The sequence below is a fragment of the Oribacterium sp. Sow4_G1_1 genome (genome assembly GCF_052116105.1).
GTDB lineage: Bacteria > Bacillota > Clostridia > Lachnospirales > Lachnospiraceae > Oribacterium.
The window spans coordinates 56624-75081 of record NZ_JBQKLS010000012.1; the positions used below are offsets into that span (position 1 = coordinate 56624).

20 protein-coding genes are annotated in these 18458 nt (G+C 53.3%); all 20 read left to right on the plus strand.

Features of this window, described 5'->3' with window-relative positions; all coding sequences use genetic code 11:
- Window positions 1-19: 19 nt before the first annotated feature.
- Window positions 20-553: a helix-turn-helix domain-containing protein gene (locus tag ACTQ52_RS08840; RefSeq protein ID WP_441982384.1), complete on the plus strand. Its 534-nt coding sequence runs from the start codon at window positions 20-22 to the stop codon at window positions 551-553.
- A complete protein-coding gene (locus tag ACTQ52_RS08845; RefSeq protein WP_441982385.1) occupies window positions 543-2045 on the plus strand; it encodes a terminase large subunit domain-containing protein in 1503 nt (500 codons plus the stop codon). Before ACTQ52_RS08840 ends, ACTQ52_RS08845 begins: the two co-directional genes overlap by 11 nt.
- Window positions 2046-2053: 8 nt before the next feature.
- Window positions 2054-4168 (plus strand): portal protein, encoded by a 2115-nt coding sequence (locus tag ACTQ52_RS08850; protein WP_441982386.1) that lies wholly within the window; start codon window positions 2054-2056, stop codon window positions 4166-4168.
- Window positions 4168-4506: a ribosomal-processing cysteine protease Prp gene (locus ACTQ52_RS08855; RefSeq protein ID WP_441982387.1), complete on the plus strand. Its 339-nt coding sequence runs from the start codon at window positions 4168-4170 to the stop codon at window positions 4504-4506. Before ACTQ52_RS08850 ends, ACTQ52_RS08855 begins: the two co-directional genes overlap by 1 nt.
- Window positions 4507-4596: 90 nt before the next feature.
- Window positions 4597-5511, plus strand: a complete 915-nt coding sequence (locus ACTQ52_RS08860; RefSeq protein WP_441982388.1) for a hypothetical protein — start codon at window positions 4597-4599, stop codon at window positions 5509-5511.
- A 27-nt stretch (window positions 5512-5538) separates the two neighbouring features.
- Window positions 5539-6558, plus strand: coding sequence for a N4-gp56 family major capsid protein (locus tag ACTQ52_RS08865; protein WP_441982389.1), 1020 nt, complete (start codon window positions 5539-5541; stop codon window positions 6556-6558).
- Between the two features lie 70 nt (window positions 6559-6628).
- Entirely contained in the window at window positions 6629-6982 is a 354-nt protein-coding gene (locus tag ACTQ52_RS08870) for a hypothetical protein (protein ID WP_441982390.1), read from the plus strand.
- Between the two features lie 61 nt (window positions 6983-7043).
- Window positions 7044-8927 (plus strand): DUF6273 domain-containing protein, encoded by a 1884-nt coding sequence (locus ACTQ52_RS08875; RefSeq protein WP_441982391.1) that lies wholly within the window; start codon window positions 7044-7046, stop codon window positions 8925-8927.
- Window positions 8928-8978: 51 nt separating this feature from the next.
- Window positions 8979-9500, plus strand: a complete 522-nt coding sequence (locus tag ACTQ52_RS08880; RefSeq protein WP_441982392.1) for a hypothetical protein — start codon at window positions 8979-8981, stop codon at window positions 9498-9500.
- A gap of 13 nt (window positions 9501-9513) precedes the next feature.
- Window positions 9514-9759, plus strand: coding sequence for a hypothetical protein (locus tag ACTQ52_RS08885; RefSeq protein WP_441982393.1), 246 nt, complete (start codon window positions 9514-9516; stop codon window positions 9757-9759).
- Window positions 9752-11050 (plus strand): reverse transcriptase domain-containing protein, encoded by a 1299-nt coding sequence (locus ACTQ52_RS08890; RefSeq protein ID WP_441982394.1) that lies wholly within the window; start codon window positions 9752-9754, stop codon window positions 11048-11050. The genes ACTQ52_RS08885 and ACTQ52_RS08890 overlap by 8 nt, the downstream gene beginning before the upstream one ends.
- Window positions 11047-11250 (plus strand): hypothetical protein, encoded by a 204-nt coding sequence (locus ACTQ52_RS08895; protein ID WP_441982395.1) that lies wholly within the window; start codon window positions 11047-11049, stop codon window positions 11248-11250. The genes ACTQ52_RS08890 and ACTQ52_RS08895 overlap by 4 nt, the downstream gene beginning before the upstream one ends.
- Before the next feature lie 13 nt (window positions 11251-11263).
- Window positions 11264-11410 (plus strand): hypothetical protein, encoded by a 147-nt coding sequence (locus tag ACTQ52_RS08900; RefSeq protein ID WP_441982396.1) that lies wholly within the window; start codon window positions 11264-11266, stop codon window positions 11408-11410.
- A 72-nt stretch (window positions 11411-11482) separates the two neighbouring features.
- Window positions 11483-12019 (plus strand): hypothetical protein, encoded by a 537-nt coding sequence (locus ACTQ52_RS08905; protein ID WP_441982397.1) that lies wholly within the window; start codon window positions 11483-11485, stop codon window positions 12017-12019.
- Window positions 12016-13602 (plus strand): hypothetical protein, encoded by a 1587-nt coding sequence (locus ACTQ52_RS08910; protein ID WP_441982398.1) that lies wholly within the window; start codon window positions 12016-12018, stop codon window positions 13600-13602. Before ACTQ52_RS08905 ends, ACTQ52_RS08910 begins: the two co-directional genes overlap by 4 nt.
- Window positions 13599-14648 carry a tail fiber domain-containing protein gene (locus ACTQ52_RS08915; protein ID WP_441982399.1) on the plus strand — a complete coding sequence of 350 codons (1050 nt, stop codon included), beginning with the start codon at window positions 13599-13601 and terminating at the stop codon, window positions 14646-14648. Before ACTQ52_RS08910 ends, ACTQ52_RS08915 begins: the two co-directional genes overlap by 4 nt.
- A complete protein-coding gene (locus ACTQ52_RS08920; RefSeq protein ID WP_441982400.1) occupies window positions 14635-15795 on the plus strand; it encodes a tail fiber domain-containing protein in 1161 nt (386 codons plus the stop codon). The genes ACTQ52_RS08915 and ACTQ52_RS08920 overlap by 14 nt, the downstream gene beginning before the upstream one ends.
- Entirely contained in the window at window positions 15773-16870 is a 1098-nt protein-coding gene (locus ACTQ52_RS08925; RefSeq protein WP_441982401.1) for a tail fiber domain-containing protein, read from the plus strand. Before ACTQ52_RS08920 ends, ACTQ52_RS08925 begins: the two co-directional genes overlap by 23 nt.
- On the plus strand, window positions 16860-17024 hold the full coding sequence (locus ACTQ52_RS08930) for a hypothetical protein (RefSeq protein ID WP_441982402.1): 165 nt from the start codon (window positions 16860-16862) through the stop codon (window positions 17022-17024). Before ACTQ52_RS08925 ends, ACTQ52_RS08930 begins: the two co-directional genes overlap by 11 nt.
- Entirely contained in the window at window positions 17011-18450 is a 1440-nt protein-coding gene (locus ACTQ52_RS08935; protein ID WP_441982403.1) for a hypothetical protein, read from the plus strand. The genes ACTQ52_RS08930 and ACTQ52_RS08935 overlap by 14 nt, the downstream gene beginning before the upstream one ends.
- Window positions 18451-18458: the final 8 nt, after the last annotated feature.

Consider the following 18458-nt stretch of genomic DNA (forward strand, 5'->3'; position numbering starts at 1 on the left):
CGGCAGCAGGCGCTGCCTGATGAACGAGTGGGTCACGCCGGAGTCTCTAAAGGTGATCACGACCTGGAAACGTAACGGTTTAACGGATGAAGAGATCGAAAAGAACATCGGTGTCGCGCACTCGACCTTCTGCGCCTGGAAGAAAAAATCAAAAGACTTATCGAACGCCTTAAAAAACGGGCGCGCGTATGCGGATGCACTTGTGGAGAATGCGCTATTCCATTCCGCGATCGGTGGAATCACGGAAGTGACGAATCAGGTCGTCGATAAGAAGACGGGCATTCCGGTCGTGGACGAGAACGGGAAGCCGGTGCTCTACACGGAGAAAATATTCCTGGAGCCGGATGTGAAAGCGATGATCTTCTACCTCACGAACCGTAAGCCGAAGGACTACCAGATGAACCGGAACCTGAAACTTGACATGGGAGACGAGAAGAAGGCAGGCGGCACCGTCGAGATCGTAGTCCGGAACGATTCTCTCCAGGAACTCGAAGCTGCAGCAATCGAGGAGGCAAAGAAGAAGGACATGGAGGCGGAAGCAAATGGAGGTTGAGAAATATTTCCGAGGAGGGAAGGAGATCCGGGCGGACGAAGTCGGGAATGTCGTCTGGTCTCCGCAACCGAAACAGGCCATGATGATGGGCCGCCCGGAGTATGAAGCGCTCTATGGCGGCGCAGCTGGAGGCGGGAAGACGGACTATCTCGTGATTGAGGCCCTCCGCCAGGTGGAGATCCCGTGGTATAAGGGCTTGATCCTCCGAAGAACCTTTCCGCAGCTAAAGGAGATCATCGATAAGGCCTATAACTATTACCCGCGTATCTACCCGTCTGCGTCCTACAACATGACGGAGCACCGCTGGACATTCCCTAGTGGCGCGAAGATCGATTTTGGCTCCCTGAACTCAGAAAACGACAAGTATAAGTACCAGGGTCTCGCGTATGACTTCATCGGTTTCGACGAGCTTACGCACTTCACAAGCACGCAGTACGAGTATCTGAAGTCCCGTAACCGACCGAACGGCCCGGATACAGAGGTCTACATCCGGTCGACCGCGAACCCGGGCGGCGTAGGCCACGGCTGGGTGAAAAGCCGCTTTGTGACAGCAGGAGAAGCAGGAAAGCCGATCGTAGAGGTAGTCCGCGTAAAAGCACCGGACGGAAGCATTGAATATAAGGCACAGTCCCGGGTTTATATCCCGGCGTCGGTCTTCGACAACAAAAAGCTGATGGAGAACGACCCAAACTACGTAACGCACCTGGCGGCGCTCCCGGAGGCAGAAAGGAACGCGCTCCTCTACGGAAACTGGGACTCTTTCACCGGACAGGTCTTCACAGAGTTCCGGAACGATCCGGCAGGCTACGACTCCCATCAGTGGACGCATGTCATTAAGCCGTTTGAGATCCCGGACTGGTGGCGTGTCTTCCGGACCTACGACTTCGGTTATGCGCGTCCGTACGCGGTCGGCTGGTATGCGGTGGATGGCGATGGCCGGATGTTCCGGATCCGGGAGCTTTACGGCTGCACATCGACCCCAAATGAAGGTGTAAAGCAGGATCCGCACGAGCAGGCACGGAAGATCTACGAGATCGAGCATTCGGATCCACTTCTGAAAGGCCGAAAGATAAACACGGGATCGATCGCGGACCCGGCGATCTGGAATAAGTCGACCGGCGTCTCCGTCGCGGAGGCGATGGAAGCAGAGCACATCTACTTTGAGCCGGGCGACCATGAACGTATCGCCGGTCTCATGCAATGTCACTACCGCCTGGCCTTCGACAAGATGGGCTATCCCATGTTTCAGGTATTTAACACCTGTCAGGACTTCATCCGCACAATCCCGAACCTCGTGTACGACGAACGGAACGTGGAGGATGTCGATACATCAGGTGAGGACCATATCTACGATGAGTGGCGTTATGGCTGCATGGCAAACCCGATCGCATCGAGAAAGAACATGATCGAGGCGAAGACCCCGTCCTGGGATCCACTGAACCAGTATCACGATAAATACGGGCATGCATTGACAAGGACTTACAGAATCTAGGAGGAATGATGGCAAAACGAACGAATATTGAGGATGCAGCATTTAGAGAGCTTGCGGATGCAGCGGCTGCCGAAGCAGCGGCGGCAGAGGTGCAGCGGTCCCGGCAGCAGGCATTATCCGCCCGGAACATGAACCGGGCTAGGAATCAGGACGGCGGGATGCCGGCAATGCAGGACCCGACGAAGAGTGAGGCGAAGGGGAGCGTCACGAACGTGACGAGCCCCCTCCCGATCACGGACTACACAGTGAGGGAAGCGGAAAGCCGCTGTGAGAAGTACTGGGACAAGATGAAGATGATGGAGAGCCGGCTCATCGAGAACGAGCGCTACTACCGGCAGCAGTACACGAGGATGAAGACGGAAGCTGAGAAGAAGAGCCTCCCGGAGCGTGGATCCGCGTATCTCTTAAACGCGATCAATAATAAGCTGGCGGACGCGATGGATAATTATCCGCAGCCGACGATCCTCGCGCGTGAAGAGTCCGACGAGGATATGGCTTCCATCCTCTCGAAGGTGGTGCCGGTGATCCTGGGCCGAAACAACTTTGAGCGCGTCTACTACGAGGCGCAGCTTGAGAAGATAAAGGACGGCTTCTGCGTCTATGGCATCTTCTGGAACCCGCTGAAGGATAATATCGGTGAAGTCGAGGTGAAACGCATCGACCCTCTCAACATGCGCTGGGAGCCAGGGATAAACAGTATCCAGGAATCGAAAGAGGTCTTCATCCTCCAGGAGTACGACACGACGACTCTCCGGGACACCTACCCGGAGATCCTCGGGAATCTCTCTGGCGGCATCACGACGTCGGAGCTTAGTCACTATGACTCGGACGATGACCTGAACCTCTCGGAAAAGACGATCGTCTATGACTGGTACTACAAGAAGACGGTAGGCGTCGAGATCGCGGGACAGATCTTCCCGAAAACGGTATTGCACTATTGTAAGTTCTGTAACGGGAGGGTCCTATATGCGTCGGAGAATGACGATCGGTGTGCTGGCGGCTGGTATGAGGACGGCCTCTATCCGTTCGTGTTTGATGTCATGTTCCCGGTAAAGGATGCACCATACGGCTTCGGTTACATCGACATGATGCGGGAACCGCAGGAATACATCGATAAGCTCGATTTTGCGATCATGCAAAATGCACTCGCAGCATCCCGCCCGCGCTGGTTTGCGAAGGAAGGCGCAGACATCTCGGAGGACGAATACGCGGACTTCACAAAGGCCTTCGTGCACTATACAGGAAATCCGGACGACATTAAGCCGATCACGGCAGCAGAGCTCCCGTCGATCTACGTGGAGACCCTCGAGAACAAGAAGGAGGAGCTGAAGGAGAACTCCGGTAACCGTGACTTCTCCCAGGGAGCGACAACCGGAGGCGTAACGGCAGCCTCGGCGATCGCAGCACTTCAGGAGGCATCCTCGAAGACCTCCCGCGCGATGAACATGATGTCCTATAACTCGTTTAAGGACATGGTCGAGATGGTGATTAACCGTATGCAGCAGTTCTACACGGTCCCGCGTACCTATCGGATCATCATGGATAACAAGACCTACTACCAGATGGTCGGGATCGGGCAGAACGGCGCCCAGGAGAACGAGAACATGGCAGAGCTCGTGCCTGGATCCGTCTTTGACGAGACCCTCGGTCGCTTCGCCGGCGGCCGGAAACCGATCTACGACATCCAGGTCGGCGCGGAGAAGAGCTCCCCGTACTCACGTATTGCACAGAACGAGTTCGCGAAGGAACTCTTTAACATCGGCGCTTTCAATCCACAGCTCGCGGATCAGGTGCTCCCGATGCTCCGCATGATGGATTTCGACGATAAGGATGAGATCATCCAGGAGGTATCGAAGAATCAGCAGATGTTCTTAAAGCTCCAGCAGCTGACCGCGCTTGTACAGGGCCTCGGTCAGATCATCGCAGAAATAACCGGAGACACAAGGATCATGGACATGTTCCCGGACGCAAGTGCGGCGGCACCAAAGGCAGGATCCAGCGCGGGTGAGAAGAAACTATCGACGAACCAGCTCGGGGAAACGACGAAGGAAGAGGAGAACTCGCAGGCTGCGAAGATGCGGGAGGAAACAAATAACCGGGCAGCAGTAGGAGGTGGGCAGTAATGGAGATCCGCGGAGGAGAGAACGAGAAAGAATTCTTCCTGGAAGTGTCAGGTCACGCGAAAGCGGATAAGGATGGGCACCAGTACCCGTGCGCGAAGATCTCCGTACTGACGCAGAGCCTCTCTGCTTACCTTTTCGACCGCCTGGGCGAGCACGCAAAGGGAATCGACTACCGGGGGAGCCAGGGATTCCTTTACATTCACGTGAAGAAGGAAGGATACCTCCCGGAGGATCTACGAGACATCCGCACGATGTGGGGCATGCTGAAGGCAGGCCTCGACATCGTGGAGTACCAATATCCGTCCTCGTTTACTATTGCTTGGGAATACGAAAATTAATTTTGCTATAAAGATTTTAGACACCGGAGAGAGATCCGAGATTATGGGGTCGCGCACCGACGCGCAGGAGAAATCATGAGAAAGATGATCATGAGAAAGTTATTTTTAGGCAGCTTACAGTTTGGTGAAGGTGGAGACGGAGCATCCGGTAATGGAGTCGCTATGGCCGGCGGTGATGCTGGAACCGGAGACATTGGAACAGACGACGCTGCAGGTAATGGAGCAGGAGAAGGCGATCACGCTCCGTCGCAGAGTAATGGTGAACAGAAGGTAGCGAAAGATCTGAAGGCGCTCTTAAAGAGTGATCCGGAGTTGAAAGCACAGTACGATCAGCAGATGAGCTCTGCGATTAAGCGCCGCTTTCAGGATCAGGAGGCACTCACGAAGAGTAACGAGGAGTATAAGCGGATGGCTCAGCTCCTCGTAGAGGCATACCCGGACGCGCCGCAGGATGGATCCGCAGCATCGATGATTCAGTACCTGGAGGGAAAGAACGACCTCTGGGCGGAGGCCGCTGCAGAGCAGGGCATGAGTGTCGAGGCGTTTAAGAAGATGAAGTCCTACGAACGTCAGAACGCAGCGCTTCTCGGCGAGCAGCGCGCGCAGCAGGAGGCGATGCGCCGCCAGCAGATGTTTGAATCCTGGGACGCGCAGATCCCTGAGGTACAGGCAAAGTACCCGGATTTTGACGTCCAGATGGAGGCGAATGATCCGACGACCGGTCAGCGCTTCACAGATCTCCTCGGCATGGGATGGAACATGCTCCAGGCCTACGAGGCGATCCACGTGAATGATCTGATGAACCGGACCGCACAGGCAGCGTCTCAGCAGGCAGCCGCTACGACCGCGCAGCAGATCCGCGCCGCACAGGGACGCCCGCTTGAGAACGGGGCCTCGAAGCAGTCAAAGGTCAATGTGACTATGGACCCTACCAAGTTCACCGATGAAGACTTTGAACGAATTAATAGACAGGTAGCAGCAGGTGGACATGTGTCATTTGATTGACGTTGTCCTCCGGCTGAAGGAGGACTTATGAAGTTTAGAACAAGAAATTTAATTTATCTCGCACCGCTACAGTTCCCGGATCCGACTCCGATGAACACGACGGACTCGAAGGCGAGTGGAAATGACCTCTCGGCTTCAAACAATAAGGTCTATTATGACCGCAACCTGATCCGTCTCGTAGGACCGCTTCTGATCCACGATCAGTTCGGCAAGCAGGTGTCGATCCCAAAGAACCATGGAAAGACCATGGAGTTTAGAGGCTTTGAGCCGCTGCCGAAGGCAATGACCGCATTAACTGAGGGCGTGACACCGAACGGTGAGAAGCTCGACATGTACACAGTTACCACAACGCTCAAGCAGTACGGCGACTATGTAACACTGACCGACCTTCTCCAGATGACGGCGATCGACAACCACGTGCTGGAGGCACAGGAGCGCCTGGGTGATCAGGCGGGCCGCACGCTTGACACTGTAACCCGTGAGGTAATTAACGCCGGCACGAACGTACAGTACGCAGACGGTTCCGTTACATCGAGAGCAGCGCTGACAGCGGAAAATAAGCTGACACCGACCGCGATCGCGATGGCCGTACGTACCCTGAAGAAGCATAACGCGCCGAGAATCAAGGGAAAGTTCATGGGTATCATCAACCAGGACGTTTCCTTCGACCTTATGCAGACGCAGGAATATAAGGACATGTTCCGCTATACGGATAACTCGTCCTTTAAGAACGGCTATATTTTCGACCTCTCCGGTGTTGAGTTCTACGAGACATCAGAGGCGAAGATCTGGGCATCTGCCGGAAAGAACCAGGAGGACGTGTACTCTACGCTGATCGTCGGAAAGGACGCATTCGCAGTTACCAAACTCGAGGGCGAGGGTCTTGAGACGATCGTGAAGCAGCTCGGCTCCGCCGGCGCAAACGATCCGCTGAACCAGCGTTCGACCGTAGGCTGGAAGGCACTGAAGGCCGTAGCGATCCTGACGCAGCAGTATATGGTGCGCATCGAGACATGCTCTCACTTTAACGAGCATGAGGAGAACTAAGTAGCGACGAATGAAATGCAGGGGTATGTGGAAAGCATACCCCTGCATGGATGAAATACAAGGAGGAAATATGGCTGAGACAAAGAAGAAGGCGGCGGCAGCAGAGACTCCGGTAGTGGAGACAGTAGCTCCGGCAGTAGAGGATGCAGCTCCGGCAGTAGAGGATGCAGCTCCGGCGGTAGAGACCGAGAAATCTGAAGAGAAGAAAGACACCGGCATGGTTCCGGTGCGCCTCGTGTATGATGATAATCATAAGCGCGACCTTTTCGTGTGTGTAAACGGACGTTCCATGCGGATTAAGCGTGGAAAGACCGTCATGGTGCCGAAGATGTTCGCGGAGGCGATCGAGAATGCACAGGACCAGGAGGTGGCGGCGATCCGCTATTCCGACAAGATGGCGTTCGACGAGTCAAAGATGAACTAAACATGCGAAACTATGGACGATGCCGGATATATTCCGGCATTTTTGACTATTAGGAGGGAACATGATCAAGGTACGAAATAAAACCCTGTTTATCCCGGAGTCGGAGCTTTCGATCGCGGCAGCAGGCGATACGGATTCTGCCGTACGCGTGTTCAAACTGGATCGCGTGTGCCCGGACGGAATAGACCTCGCTAATCTTAGCTTCCGCCTGGATTTGCGCTACACAGACACGAACTCGACGGACACTGCACTCGTCGATAAAGAGGTGACGGATGATGAGATCACGCTCACGTGGACGGTGAAGAGCAGCACGAGCCGGCACCTGGGCACGATATTCGCAAACATCCGAGCTGTAAACGAGGATGGAAATATACGCTGGGCGTCATTCCAGGGCGCATTCTACGTGGAATCGGTCATCGGCGGCGGAACGGCATCGAAAGATCAGCTGACAGAGTTCGAACAGCTCGAAGAACGTATCGACAAAAAAACAAGTGCGCTCGACACGAGTGAAGCAGCGCGCGTAGAAGCGGAAAACGGGAGAGTCACGGCAGAGGAAGGCCGCGTAGCTGCAGAAACAGCACGTGTAAACGGAGAAATAGAACGAGAGCAGGCTTTCGATACTGCAATCACCGACTTCAACAGGGACCGTCAGGAACTGAAGGACTATAGAAATCTGTCTGAGTCCTATGCACATGGAAACACTGGCACGAGAACCGGGGAAGATACGGATAATGCGAAGTATTACGCTGAAAAGGCATCGGCAAGCTCTGCAAGCGCAAAAGCGTCTGAAGACATTGTGACGGCGATCCAGGTAAACATTGATAACTCAGTCGCAGCAGCGAACGAGGCGGCAACGAATGCAGCGAACGTCGCGAACACTGTTCAGACAAAACTCGACAGCGGAGAGCTGAAGGGGGAGAAGGGTGATCGCGGAGATCCGGGACCAACCATCACCGATGCCTCCGACTTGACCCTGAACACGGTCGACACGGTCGCAACGGAATACCCGGAGTTTAACGCGGGGGAGGAAATCCATGTCTTCGCGGGAAAAGTTCTAAAGTTCTTAGGCGATTTAAAGAAGAAGACGGAGACGGTCTCGAGCGACATAAAAACTTTGACAGCTAAGGTTGGTGATGCTGTACTTACTACCAACGCTACCGATCTGAGCGCCGCTGTGAATGAGGTCTTCGGCATGGCCGGAAACAACGCCAAGAGCATTGAGACGATCGACGGCTTCATCGAGGCACTCAAGGCAGACGGCGCAGCCCGTGCCAACGCGCTGCCGTTCGAGCATGACCTCGGCACGAGCTTCACGGCGGAGCAGTCCGCGGATATTCGGTCCGGCAAGTTCGAGAAGGTCCGCACCGGTGGCTACTGGACCATCAACGGACGGAAGTACTGGGCAGCTCACGCTGATTATCGTCTCCACTGCGGAGACACGGAGCTGACCGCGCACCATATGCTGGTCATCCCTGACAAGTCCTTCTATGACGGCGTCATGAATGACACGAACGTCACGACGGGCGGATATAACGGCAGCAAGATGAAGACCTCCGGCCTCGCTAATGCCCTTGCGACGGTGAAAGCTGACTTCGGCGCAGACCATATCCTTACGCACCGGATACTGCTGACGAATGCCGTTTCGAATGGCATGGGTTCCGGATGGGCCTGGTACGATAGCCAGATTGATCTCATGAACGAGCATATGGTCTATGGCTCTTACGCATGGGGCGGTGGAGCGCAGAACGGCTACGACACCGGAGAAGACAAGAGCCAGCTCGCACTCTTCCAGGCACGACCGGATCTGATCGGTAATAGGCAGATCTGGTGGCTCCGCGATGTTCAGTCTGCGACGGCTTTCTGCAATGTCCGCGCCGCCGGCCATGCCGGCAACGAGAACGCCTCGGCCTCGCTCGGCGTCCGCCCGGCTTTCCTGATCTACTGATCAATCATCCCCGGGCCCTTGTGGCCCGGGAGGATAAGGAGATAACAAAGCATGTCAGACATCCCAAAGAGTGAACGATCGGAGTCACCGCTTCGAGCGCAGCACATGGTCTACAACATCAGAAAACGGATCACCGCCGAGCTGATGGCCACCTTCGGCTACAGTGAGAAGCACTTCGAGAAGCACCTAAAGGCCGTGACCGCCTACGCTGCAGACGACGAGCGGGAAGAGCTTGCCGGCAGGATACGCGAGCAGGAGGAGGGCTTCAACCTCTGGTTCATCGAGCATGAACGGTCTCGAGTGATGACATTCTGCCAGGACATCAGCGTCCACATGAGAGCAGCCAACACGATCTGGCCGGAGTACTGGCCAGAGTACGAGGAACGGCGGCTGCAGTGGGATAAAGCGATGGAGAATTGCAACATGCTCCAGGATGAGCTGCAATACATCGCAGAAGTACTTCCGGCTGATAAGAATAAGTACACGGGCATCGTGCTGGAGATCGAGCATCTGTTCAACACGATAAAAGGCCTCCGGCAGTCTGACAATCGTTTTAAGAAGCATTTGAAATAACATCGGGTGGCTCTTGTATGTTCAGTCTGCGACGAATTTCTGCAATGTCAACGACAACGGCAATGCCAACAACTGGAACGCCTCGAACTCGATCGGCGTCCGCCCGGATTTCACAACCGTGCATACAATCGGGCTGGATCCCGCGCACGGCAATGGGAAAGGAAGGGTCATCCGTTCGACAGCGATGCCGATAAACACGAATCACGACGTGGCCGGTTACGATCGCTGCCACTATCGCGTGGTTAAAATCTATGAATAAACTATTTGACGCAAATTTAATTTACGAGGAAGGCACAAAGGCTATGAAAGGCAGCCGCTTCAAGTACAAGACGCAACTCTATGAGATGACGCAGCTGCTTCAGACGGCGAAGATCCAGGACGATCTCATGCATGGTAAGTATAAGCCGGCAGCCGGCGTAAAGTTTCCGATCAATGAGAGAGGACACAGCCGGTACATCACCAGCAACATCATGAGAGACAAGGCAGTCAATCATCTGCTCTGTGATGAAGTGATCAGCCCGTCGATCCACAAATATCTGGCCTATACGAACAGCGCGAGTCAGAAGGGCAAAGGCGTCAGCTTCCACCGGAGGCACTTCGAGGAGGATCTGCACCACTACTACATGAAGAACGGCAGCAATGACGGCTGGGTGCTCTTCGTTGACTTCTCTGGCTACTACGGCAATATCCGGCACGCGCCGATCCTAACCACGCTCGACTACTTCATCCGGAGAGAGCAGGATCCGGACGTCGCGGACGTGGCCATGGAGCTGATCGGTGACATCTTCAGGACCTTCGAGACGGACGTCTCGCGCTTTTCTGCTGAAGAGATCGCTGAGATGTACCACGGAAAGGTCGACCCGATGATGAACCGCTTCGCAGATCCGAAGCTGCTGACCGGCGAGAAGATGCTCCGAAAGGGCGTCGACATCGGGAACCAGATATCCCAGGACGTCGGCATCGTCCATCCGTATCGGATCGACAACTATATCTCGATCGTGATGGACTGCCGGTTTTTCGGACGATACACGGATGACACGTACGTGATCAGCGACAGTAAAGAACTTCTGAAGAACGTCCTGAATGGCGTAAAGCAGATAGCGGAGACATATGGCATCATCATCAACGAAAAGAAAACACGGATCTGCAAGTTGTCCGGCTTCTACCGGCATCTGCAGATCGGCTACTCGCTGACGAGCACTGGCAGAGTGATTCGGAAGATTAACCCGAAGAGCGTCACGAGAGAACGTAGAAAACTGAAAGCCTACAAGCGGCTGCTGGATGCCGGTCTTATCAGCTACAAGGATGTAGAAAATTCGTTTAAGTCATGGATGGGTGGCAATTGGAAACGGATGTCGCGTCAACAAATTAGCAGCATGAGCCTGCTATACTATCAACTTTTTAAAAGGAGGATAACATGGAAAAAAGGACATGGACGGTTACGCTGGCTGATGGGACAGCCCTGGAGGGACTCGGCCTCAACGGTAACAACTTCATCAGCACGAGGAAGCTCACAGATGCAGATTTCGCGGGAAAACTCGAGCATGTGACCATCACAGACGGAGAGACCACAACGGAACTGACGAACGTTGAGCTCGTACAGTGCATGCAGTATGGCACTGAGTACTGGTTCGTGCTGCGTGAAATGACGGCGGAGGAACTAGAAAAGAGAAACCTTCTCCAGCAGCTCGCGGATGCAAACAATGCAGTCGCGGAGCTCTCTGAGCTGGTAGCGGGCATGATGGAGTAAGGAGGTATGGATTATGACATTCACAGAAAAGAGTGGACTTGTAAGAATTTGGGTGCGTAGAGTCGAGTCAGGCACATCAACACTCGAAGAGGTGCCGAAGATCTTCAACCTTCAGGAAGTGGTAACAGAAATCGTGAACGCGGATAAGGCGGGCGCTTAGGCACTCGCTTTTTCGTTCTTGGAAATGGAAACGCTCTGTGTGAGATGATGAGGAAAATGATGGAGGTGAAGCATGGCACTTACAGTATCTGAGATTTTACATGAAGTGGACCTGATGCGGCCAAACGCGGTCGATGCTGCATTAAAGCTTAAGTTTTTAAATGAGATTGAGGCGGAGATCTTTGACCTCTTCCTTGAATTTGAACCGGCGGAAGAGGCTTTAAAGAATAACCTGGAGGCACGGAAGTATTTCTGGGAGAAGAGGGAAGCGGGCGCAGAGGAAGGAACGCACACATTTATGGTTTCGCCTGCAGTAGAGGGCGGAACCGACATCGGAGACCCGCTTAATATGGGCATCAGAAAGAAACGGCTCCGGAAGGTCTGGAAGTTTATACCATACGATGTGACGGAGGGCGACGCCGTAATGCTCCTCGATGACCGCTTCTCCGGGGTCTATACGAGCTACGTGAAGGCGAAGATCGATTACCTCGAGGATGAGACGGAGAACTATATGAACGATGCAGCAATGCATAACGCAGAAAAGAATGCGTGGCTTTCCTGGATGACACGGACACATACGCACCGGCAGCCGGAGGTGAAGGGACTATGAATCTTCCAAATCTTTCATCAATAAATGTTTCAAAAACAAATATCGGTGTCTTCCTGGGCGTGAATGAAACGGAGATCCTGAAGGACGGCGAGTTTTCGGAAATGAAGAACATTTCGTCAGACATGTTCCCGGGGCTCACCTGCCGGAAAAAGCGGGGCGACGCACTGAAGACACTCGCGGATCCGCACGGCCTCTGCTGGAAGAACGGGCTCCTCTACGTGGACGGAACGGAACTTTTCTATAAGGACGAGAAGGTCGGCACGGTTGCGGCCTCCGATAAAACGATGGTCGGGATGGGTGCCTATGTCTGCATCTGGCCGGATAAGGTGGTCTTCAACACAAATGACGGCACATTTAAGGAAATCGAGGCTTCCTGGACGCAGACTACGGTAGCAACGGTCACACCGGTTTCGGATGGCTCAACCTACGTGAAGATCTCTTCAACCGGGATCGGGAAGAATTTTGAACGCTACGACGCGGTGAATCTCTCCGGCTTTACGAGCTACGGCGACTACCTGAACGTTTCGAAGGTGATCCAGGAGAAAGGCGACGACTATATCGTCATAATCGCGACGGATGGGAACGGTACTGCCTTAAAAAGCTTCACGCAGGACGCCGGGATCAGTGCGAAACGCTCGTGCCCGGACATGGATTTTATCTGCGAGTTCAACAACCGTCTCTGGGGCTGCAGTTCGAAGAATCATGAGATCTATGCGTCGAAGCTCGGGGACCCGCTGAACTGGAACAGCTTTGAAGGCATCAGTACAGACTCCTATGCAGTATCAATCGGATCAGACGGAGACTTCACGGGCATGATCGCACACCAGGGTTATGTCGTCGCCTTTAAAGAGGATTACATTCACACGATCTACGGCACGAAGCCGTCGAACTTCACGCTCGACACGATCGAGGCCAGAGGACCGGCGAAGGGCTGCGAGAAGTCGCTCTGCCATGTCGATGAGACAGTGTTCTATGCAGCACGTAACGCGATCGTCTCATTCGAGGGCTCAACCCCGGAATCGGTATCCGATAAGCTCCGGATCCGGTACACGGAAGCACGTGGAAACCAGTATGACTCGAAATATTTCCTTTCTCTGAAGGATGAGAAGAACACGTGGCACCTCTATGTCTATGACATGCGTAAATCATCGCAGCAGGGCGCGGAACTCTGGTACACAGAAGACGACCTCGAGCTTCGCTTCTCGTGCTACGCGGAAGGAAAGCTCTATCTCATTGACCAGAACGGAAACCTCCGAACGATCTACGGGGAAGGGGAGGAGAGCCTGATTGACTGGAGCCTGCAGTCCGGCTTCATTGAGGAAGGCTCCATGAATAAAAAGAAAATTCACCGGATGCAGCTAAACCTGGAACTTGTCCCAGACGCTTATGTGGAACTCCTCGTACGCTACGATAACTCTCCGATTTGGATCCGCATGGCCTCGATCACAGCGGATCGCCGCGGTTCATACCAGATCCCGGTAAAACTTCGCCGCGCGGAGCGTTACCAGTACAGGCTACAGGGGAAGGGCAAGTTTAAACTCTATGGTCTCTCGAGGATTGTGGAGCAGGGGAGTGAACGATGAGTACATTTACAGCACCGGCGATCTCGATTGACAGCTTAACCGACCTCCGGTCCGTGAAGGAGTATCTTCGCAATCTCACGAAAAAGGTCCGGTTCCTGAGCTTAAACGTCGATGAAGATAATTTCGATCCGGAAGCATATGCATATTTTTATAAAAACGGAGAAGATGCGCTGAAGCTGTCCTACGATCTCGAGAAATTTAAGATCGAGCTAAAGAACTACTCGGATGATGTCTCGGCGAAACTTTCCGTCACGAGTCAGGAAATCGACCTCCTCGTGTCGAAGGGCGATGTCACAAGCGAAGTGAATCTCTCGAGCGAGGGAATTCACTTCTCGAGCGGCCAGCTTGTCGTGAATTCCGACAACTTCGTCCTGGACGGAAACGGAAATCTCACGATGAAGGGCACGATCAATGCAACAAGCGGAGCGTTCGGAAACTTCAGAGCAGAGTCCGACGGGGGAGGCCCCTATGTCTATAACGTGGACGGCGAGATCACAGCAGCGCACCTCTCCGGAACGAACATCGATGTCATGGGAACACTCGACATGGTGACGGACACCTACATTAATGGCTGTTCGATTGATATGTCAAATTGCAAGGTGGCGACGTCAAGATCAACCTACCTCGGCTGGTTCTATTCGGACAATGTAGACGTAAACAGCGATGTTTACGGGAACTGCGCCTATGCCCCGGGCGAAGTCTATGTGGAATCAACCATCCGATGCTATGACGTTTTCTCGACGGATGAATGGATTGCATGGTCCGACCGGAGACTAAAGCACAACATCGTGAGAATCGACGAAAAGGAAGCGCTCGCGTTTCTCGTGAAACTTCGGCCGATAAGCTATGAACTGAAGGAAGGGAACGACGGCTGCCCACATTATGGTCTGATCGCTCAGGAAGTGCTGGAAACGGGCGACCCGTTCCACATCGTGTCAGAGCATGGCGGGCTCTACAGCATAAATTATCGCTCTCTCGACGCCGTAATTGCAGCAGCACTGAAGTACCAGAAAAAGGAACTGGAGGAGCTGAATGTCAGTCTATAAGAATAATTCCCCGGATGCCTTAAAAGATTATCATGAGGTACGCGATTATATCCTCGGAATCAATAAAGCGGTCCAGAACGTGTTTAACTCGCTGGACCCGGACGATAACTTCACAGAAGAAGAACTGAAACGATATAACGAGGCCGGAAAAAGGGTAGCGATGGTAGAACTTAGCAGTTCCGACCTTCACATCCTGTTTGAAGATACAGAAAAAACGACGGCAGCGACAGTCGAGCAGACAAAAGAAAAGCTGTCTCTGAAGGTTCACACCGGCGATGTCGTGAACCAGCTGAACATGGAGCGTGGCGACATCGTGATCTCTGGAAACAGATTTAGCATAAGCACGACGAATTTCGAGGTATCAGGCAGTCGCACGTACGCCAAAGGAACGATCACTGCGACGGGAGGCACGTTCGGCGGATGGACGATTGGAAATAATGAGTGGGTAGGAGGGGCAAACTCGAAGATCGTCGTGAAATCGATAAACGCGGACTCCGGATCCGCAGCTACCGTACGAGGCTATGGCCCGGTGAACTTGAATGCGACGGCAAAGGGGAACTTCGACACGATCGATTTCACGAACTCAACATTATCCGGCGGTTTCACATGCTCCTGCATGGAGGAGATGGGCGGGGATAAAGACACGCTGAATATAAAGGGCAGCCTACATCTCCATACGACATTCCGTTCACCTGGAGAGCATCAGCCGCCTTCGACCCCGCAGCACCCGGACGAGCCCCCGTATGAAGGATCTAACAGAACGGATTATAACGAGAATTCGGATCCGACCGGCGGCCTGCTCACGTCGACCGTATCGTGTACGACATGCTATTCAAAGCTCGCGGGAAAGTCGTGGTCGGACCGACGCCTGAAGAAAAACATAAGGCCGATAAAAGAAGAGAAGGCAGCAGCACTTCTCGACATGCTTATACCGTCCGTGTATTCGATGAACGGGTCCGATGAACGCCTCACCGGATATATCGCACAAGAGGTACCGAAAGAATATAGGACGACATTAAATAACGGCTTCTATGGCTTAAAATACCGGTCCATTTCGGCGGTTTTAGATGCCGAGATGAAGAAGTGTACCCTGGCACTGAATAACACGCTCCTGGAGGCGAAAAATGGACGACATAACGAAAATTAAAGCGCTGCTAGAGCAGAATCAGAAGATCATCCGCTTTGCGTCTACCTCGGTAAACCTGCAGTCATTCGAGGACGCTATTCTGCATGTTTATGAAAAAGATGCAGATACCGTGCATGAGCTCCGCGTATCAGAGAAGGAATTCACGCTCCGCTTCCAGGACTTTAAGAACGAGACTGATCAGTCAATCATTTCCATCACGAAAGACGGGATCGATCTCTGTGTGAAGAAAACGGATGTGGTTTCAGAACTGAAAGCAGAGCTTAAGATCGGAAAGACGATCGAGGCAGCCTCGAAATGGTTCCTGGTGGACACCAATAACTTTAAGCTGACGAAAACATCTCTGACATTCACGGGAGAAGTGCGAAGCGACAGCTGCGTGATCGGCGGCTGGAAAATAAATGGAAACACGATGGCAGGATCTTCACTTCGGACGGGTACTGTAAAGACCTCGTATCTCCGTCTCGGGAACGCGATCGCCGACCAGATCGACTGCAACCCCGATAATATCTCGGGAAAAGCAGTGACACTCACCGGAATGAAGTCACTGGACGACGAAGAGAAGGACGAATCGACGACGACAATCCTCGGCATCGTCTCAAACGGCGCGATCTACGCGACAAACGGCTGGAATGACGTAGAACACGGCTGCCCGTTCTCAATGAAATATAACTACATAAACTGTAGGTACTTGTATCTTCAGTCAAAAACAGGAGCCTATTCGACGAAGAACCGAATCACCTGCGACACGATCGAGTCACGAAATAAAGGAGAAACCTGGTCTGACCGGCGGCTTAAGAAAAATATCGTAACGATCCAGGAAGAAAAGGCAGAGTCCGTCATGCTAGCGATTGAACCCGTTGAATTTGATATAAAGAAAACAGGAACGCATGCGGCAGGCTATATCGCGCAGGACATGGCAGCAGCACTTAAAAAAGAGGGGTTCGAGGGCATCGCGACAAAGTCCCGGGGCTATTACGGCATCCGGTACGAAGAACTGATCGCGTTCCGGATCGCGGTGGTCAAACGGAACCAGAAGAAGATCGAGGAACTAAGGAGACTTAAGAATGGAAATTGATGATAGAAGTGTAAACGAGGCAATCCGCCGCCTGGAGAAGGTCGAAGTGAAGGGCATCGAGAACATGATGAATCTCGTGACGGCGGTGCAGCTCCTGACGGGCGCTGCGAAAGTCGTAGAGAAGAAAGAGGAGGAAAAGGATGGCAATCAGTAATTCAATCGTTGATTATCTGAATTCTGCAGGGCAGGACAGCTCATATAAGGCACGGAAGCGCCTCGCGCAGCAGCAGGGGATCTCAAATTATACAGGATCTGCGCGGCAGAACACGTCGCTTCTAAATAGTCTCCGGAATGCTGCAGCATCGTCCTCGGGATCCGGTCCAAGTAAGAACGTGCTGGCGGGCGTCGGAGACACACCAGCGACGGCTCTTAATCTGACGGGTGCAACGCAGGCGCCGACCATAAATGCAGGCGCACCGACGACTTCCGACTACGGAATGGCCAGCACGACGAGCTACCCGACAAATTATAAGGAGTCGGAGAAGACATCGACGGCCTACCGGAACTATCAGAATAAGCTCGCGGATCTCCCGGACGACTACGAGGAGTCGGACTACGTAAAGGACCGGCGGGATAAGCTCACAGAGGTAGAAAACGCTCACCCGGCGGACTTCACATCGAAGTACCAGGCACAGATCGACGATCTATTAAACCGGATCTACGGCGACAAGGGCTTTAGCTACACGGCGAAAGACCTCAAGAACGACGATCTCTATAAGATGTATGCGTCTCAGTATCAGCAGTCTGCATCCCGCGCGATGCGAGACACCATGGGACAGGCACAGGCAGCTTCCGGAGGCTATGGCTCAACCTATGCGCAGCGGGTAGGGCAGCAGGCCTACGATCAGACGATGTCCGGCCTTAATGATAAGGTCCTCGACTTCCGGGATCGGGCTTATCAGACCTATTTAAACAATCAGTCGAATCGCTACAACCAGCTGAATGCGTTCCAGACGCAGGACAACACGGACTATGGGCGTTATAGAGATACCGTCGCAGACTGGCAGGCAGACCGGAACTACTACCTGGGCGCTCTCCAGGGCGAGCAGGCGAACGACCTTAATATCTATAGCGCGAATAACAATAACTACTACAACGCCCTCGGCGCGCTCCAGGGGAACTACCAGCAGGAGAACGCAAACGATCAGTGGCTTGCACAGTACGAGATGAATAAGCAGGCGCAGGATTACGAGAACATGCTGACGCAGCAGAAGATCGAGCAGGGTGGCTATGACACGCTGCTCGCAAAGCTTCAGTACGAGGACTATTTGAAAAAGAGAAATGCTGCAGCATCTGGCTCTTCCAGGTCTTCGCGAGGCCGGAGCTACGGGTCTAAATCAAAATCGTCGTCTTCGGCAAGCTCGAAGCTCACTGCAGCCCCGAAGGGAAAAGTAAAGAACGTGGATGTCCTGAACGCACTGAATAAGCTTGCAAAAGTCGACAACGGCACAGCACCGGTCGCAACCACAAAAGAGGATTTCCTTGATTACGTGACGAAGAACTACGAGATCACGCATCTCCCGGAGACAATAAGTGACAAGGTATTTAACAGTAAAAAGTCGATTCTGAATGGACGATAAGGAGTAGC

Bases quoted from the DNA above. Each gene is read 5' to 3' on its own strand.
- ACTQ52_RS08840 (WP_441982384.1), top strand. From the start codon at position 20: ATGAACGAGTGGGTCACGCCGGAGTCTCTAAAGGTGATCACGACCTGG.
- ACTQ52_RS08910 (WP_441982398.1), top strand. From the start codon at position 12,016: ATGAATCTTCCAAATCTTTCATCAATAAATGTTTCAAAAACAAATATC.
- ACTQ52_RS08875 (WP_441982391.1), top strand. From the start codon at position 7,044: ATGATCAAGGTACGAAATAAAACCCTGTTTATCCCGGAGTCGGAGCTT.
- ACTQ52_RS08930 (WP_441982402.1), top strand. From the start codon at position 16,860: ATGGAAATTGATGATAGAAGTGTAAACGAGGCAATCCGCCGCCTGGAG.
- ACTQ52_RS08855 (WP_441982387.1), top strand. From the start codon at position 4,168: ATGGAGATCCGCGGAGGAGAGAACGAGAAAGAATTCTTCCTGGAAGTG.
- ACTQ52_RS08860 (WP_441982388.1), top strand. From the start codon at position 4,597: ATGAGAAAGTTATTTTTAGGCAGCTTACAGTTTGGTGAAGGTGGAGAC.
- ACTQ52_RS08850 (WP_441982386.1), top strand. From the start codon at position 2,054: ATGGCAAAACGAACGAATATTGAGGATGCAGCATTTAGAGAGCTTGCG.
- ACTQ52_RS08915 (WP_441982399.1), top strand. From the start codon at position 13,599: ATGAGTACATTTACAGCACCGGCGATCTCGATTGACAGCTTAACCGAC.
- ACTQ52_RS08880 (WP_441982392.1), top strand. From the start codon at position 8,979: ATGTCAGACATCCCAAAGAGTGAACGATCGGAGTCACCGCTTCGAGCG.
- ACTQ52_RS08905 (WP_441982397.1), top strand. From the start codon at position 11,483: ATGGCACTTACAGTATCTGAGATTTTACATGAAGTGGACCTGATGCGG.
- ACTQ52_RS08920 (WP_441982400.1), top strand. From the start codon at position 14,635: ATGTCAGTCTATAAGAATAATTCCCCGGATGCCTTAAAAGATTATCAT.
- ACTQ52_RS08865 (WP_441982389.1), top strand. From the start codon at position 5,539: ATGAAGTTTAGAACAAGAAATTTAATTTATCTCGCACCGCTACAGTTC.
- ACTQ52_RS08935 (WP_441982403.1), top strand. From the start codon at position 17,011: ATGGCAATCAGTAATTCAATCGTTGATTATCTGAATTCTGCAGGGCAG.
- ACTQ52_RS08900 (WP_441982396.1), top strand. From the start codon at position 11,264: ATGACATTCACAGAAAAGAGTGGACTTGTAAGAATTTGGGTGCGTAGA.
- ACTQ52_RS08870 (WP_441982390.1), top strand. From the start codon at position 6,629: ATGGCTGAGACAAAGAAGAAGGCGGCGGCAGCAGAGACTCCGGTAGTG.
- ACTQ52_RS08845 (WP_441982385.1), top strand. From the start codon at position 543: ATGGAGGTTGAGAAATATTTCCGAGGAGGGAAGGAGATCCGGGCGGAC.
- ACTQ52_RS08925 (WP_441982401.1), top strand. From the start codon at position 15,773: ATGGACGACATAACGAAAATTAAAGCGCTGCTAGAGCAGAATCAGAAG.
- ACTQ52_RS08890 (WP_441982394.1), top strand. From the start codon at position 9,752: ATGAATAAACTATTTGACGCAAATTTAATTTACGAGGAAGGCACAAAG.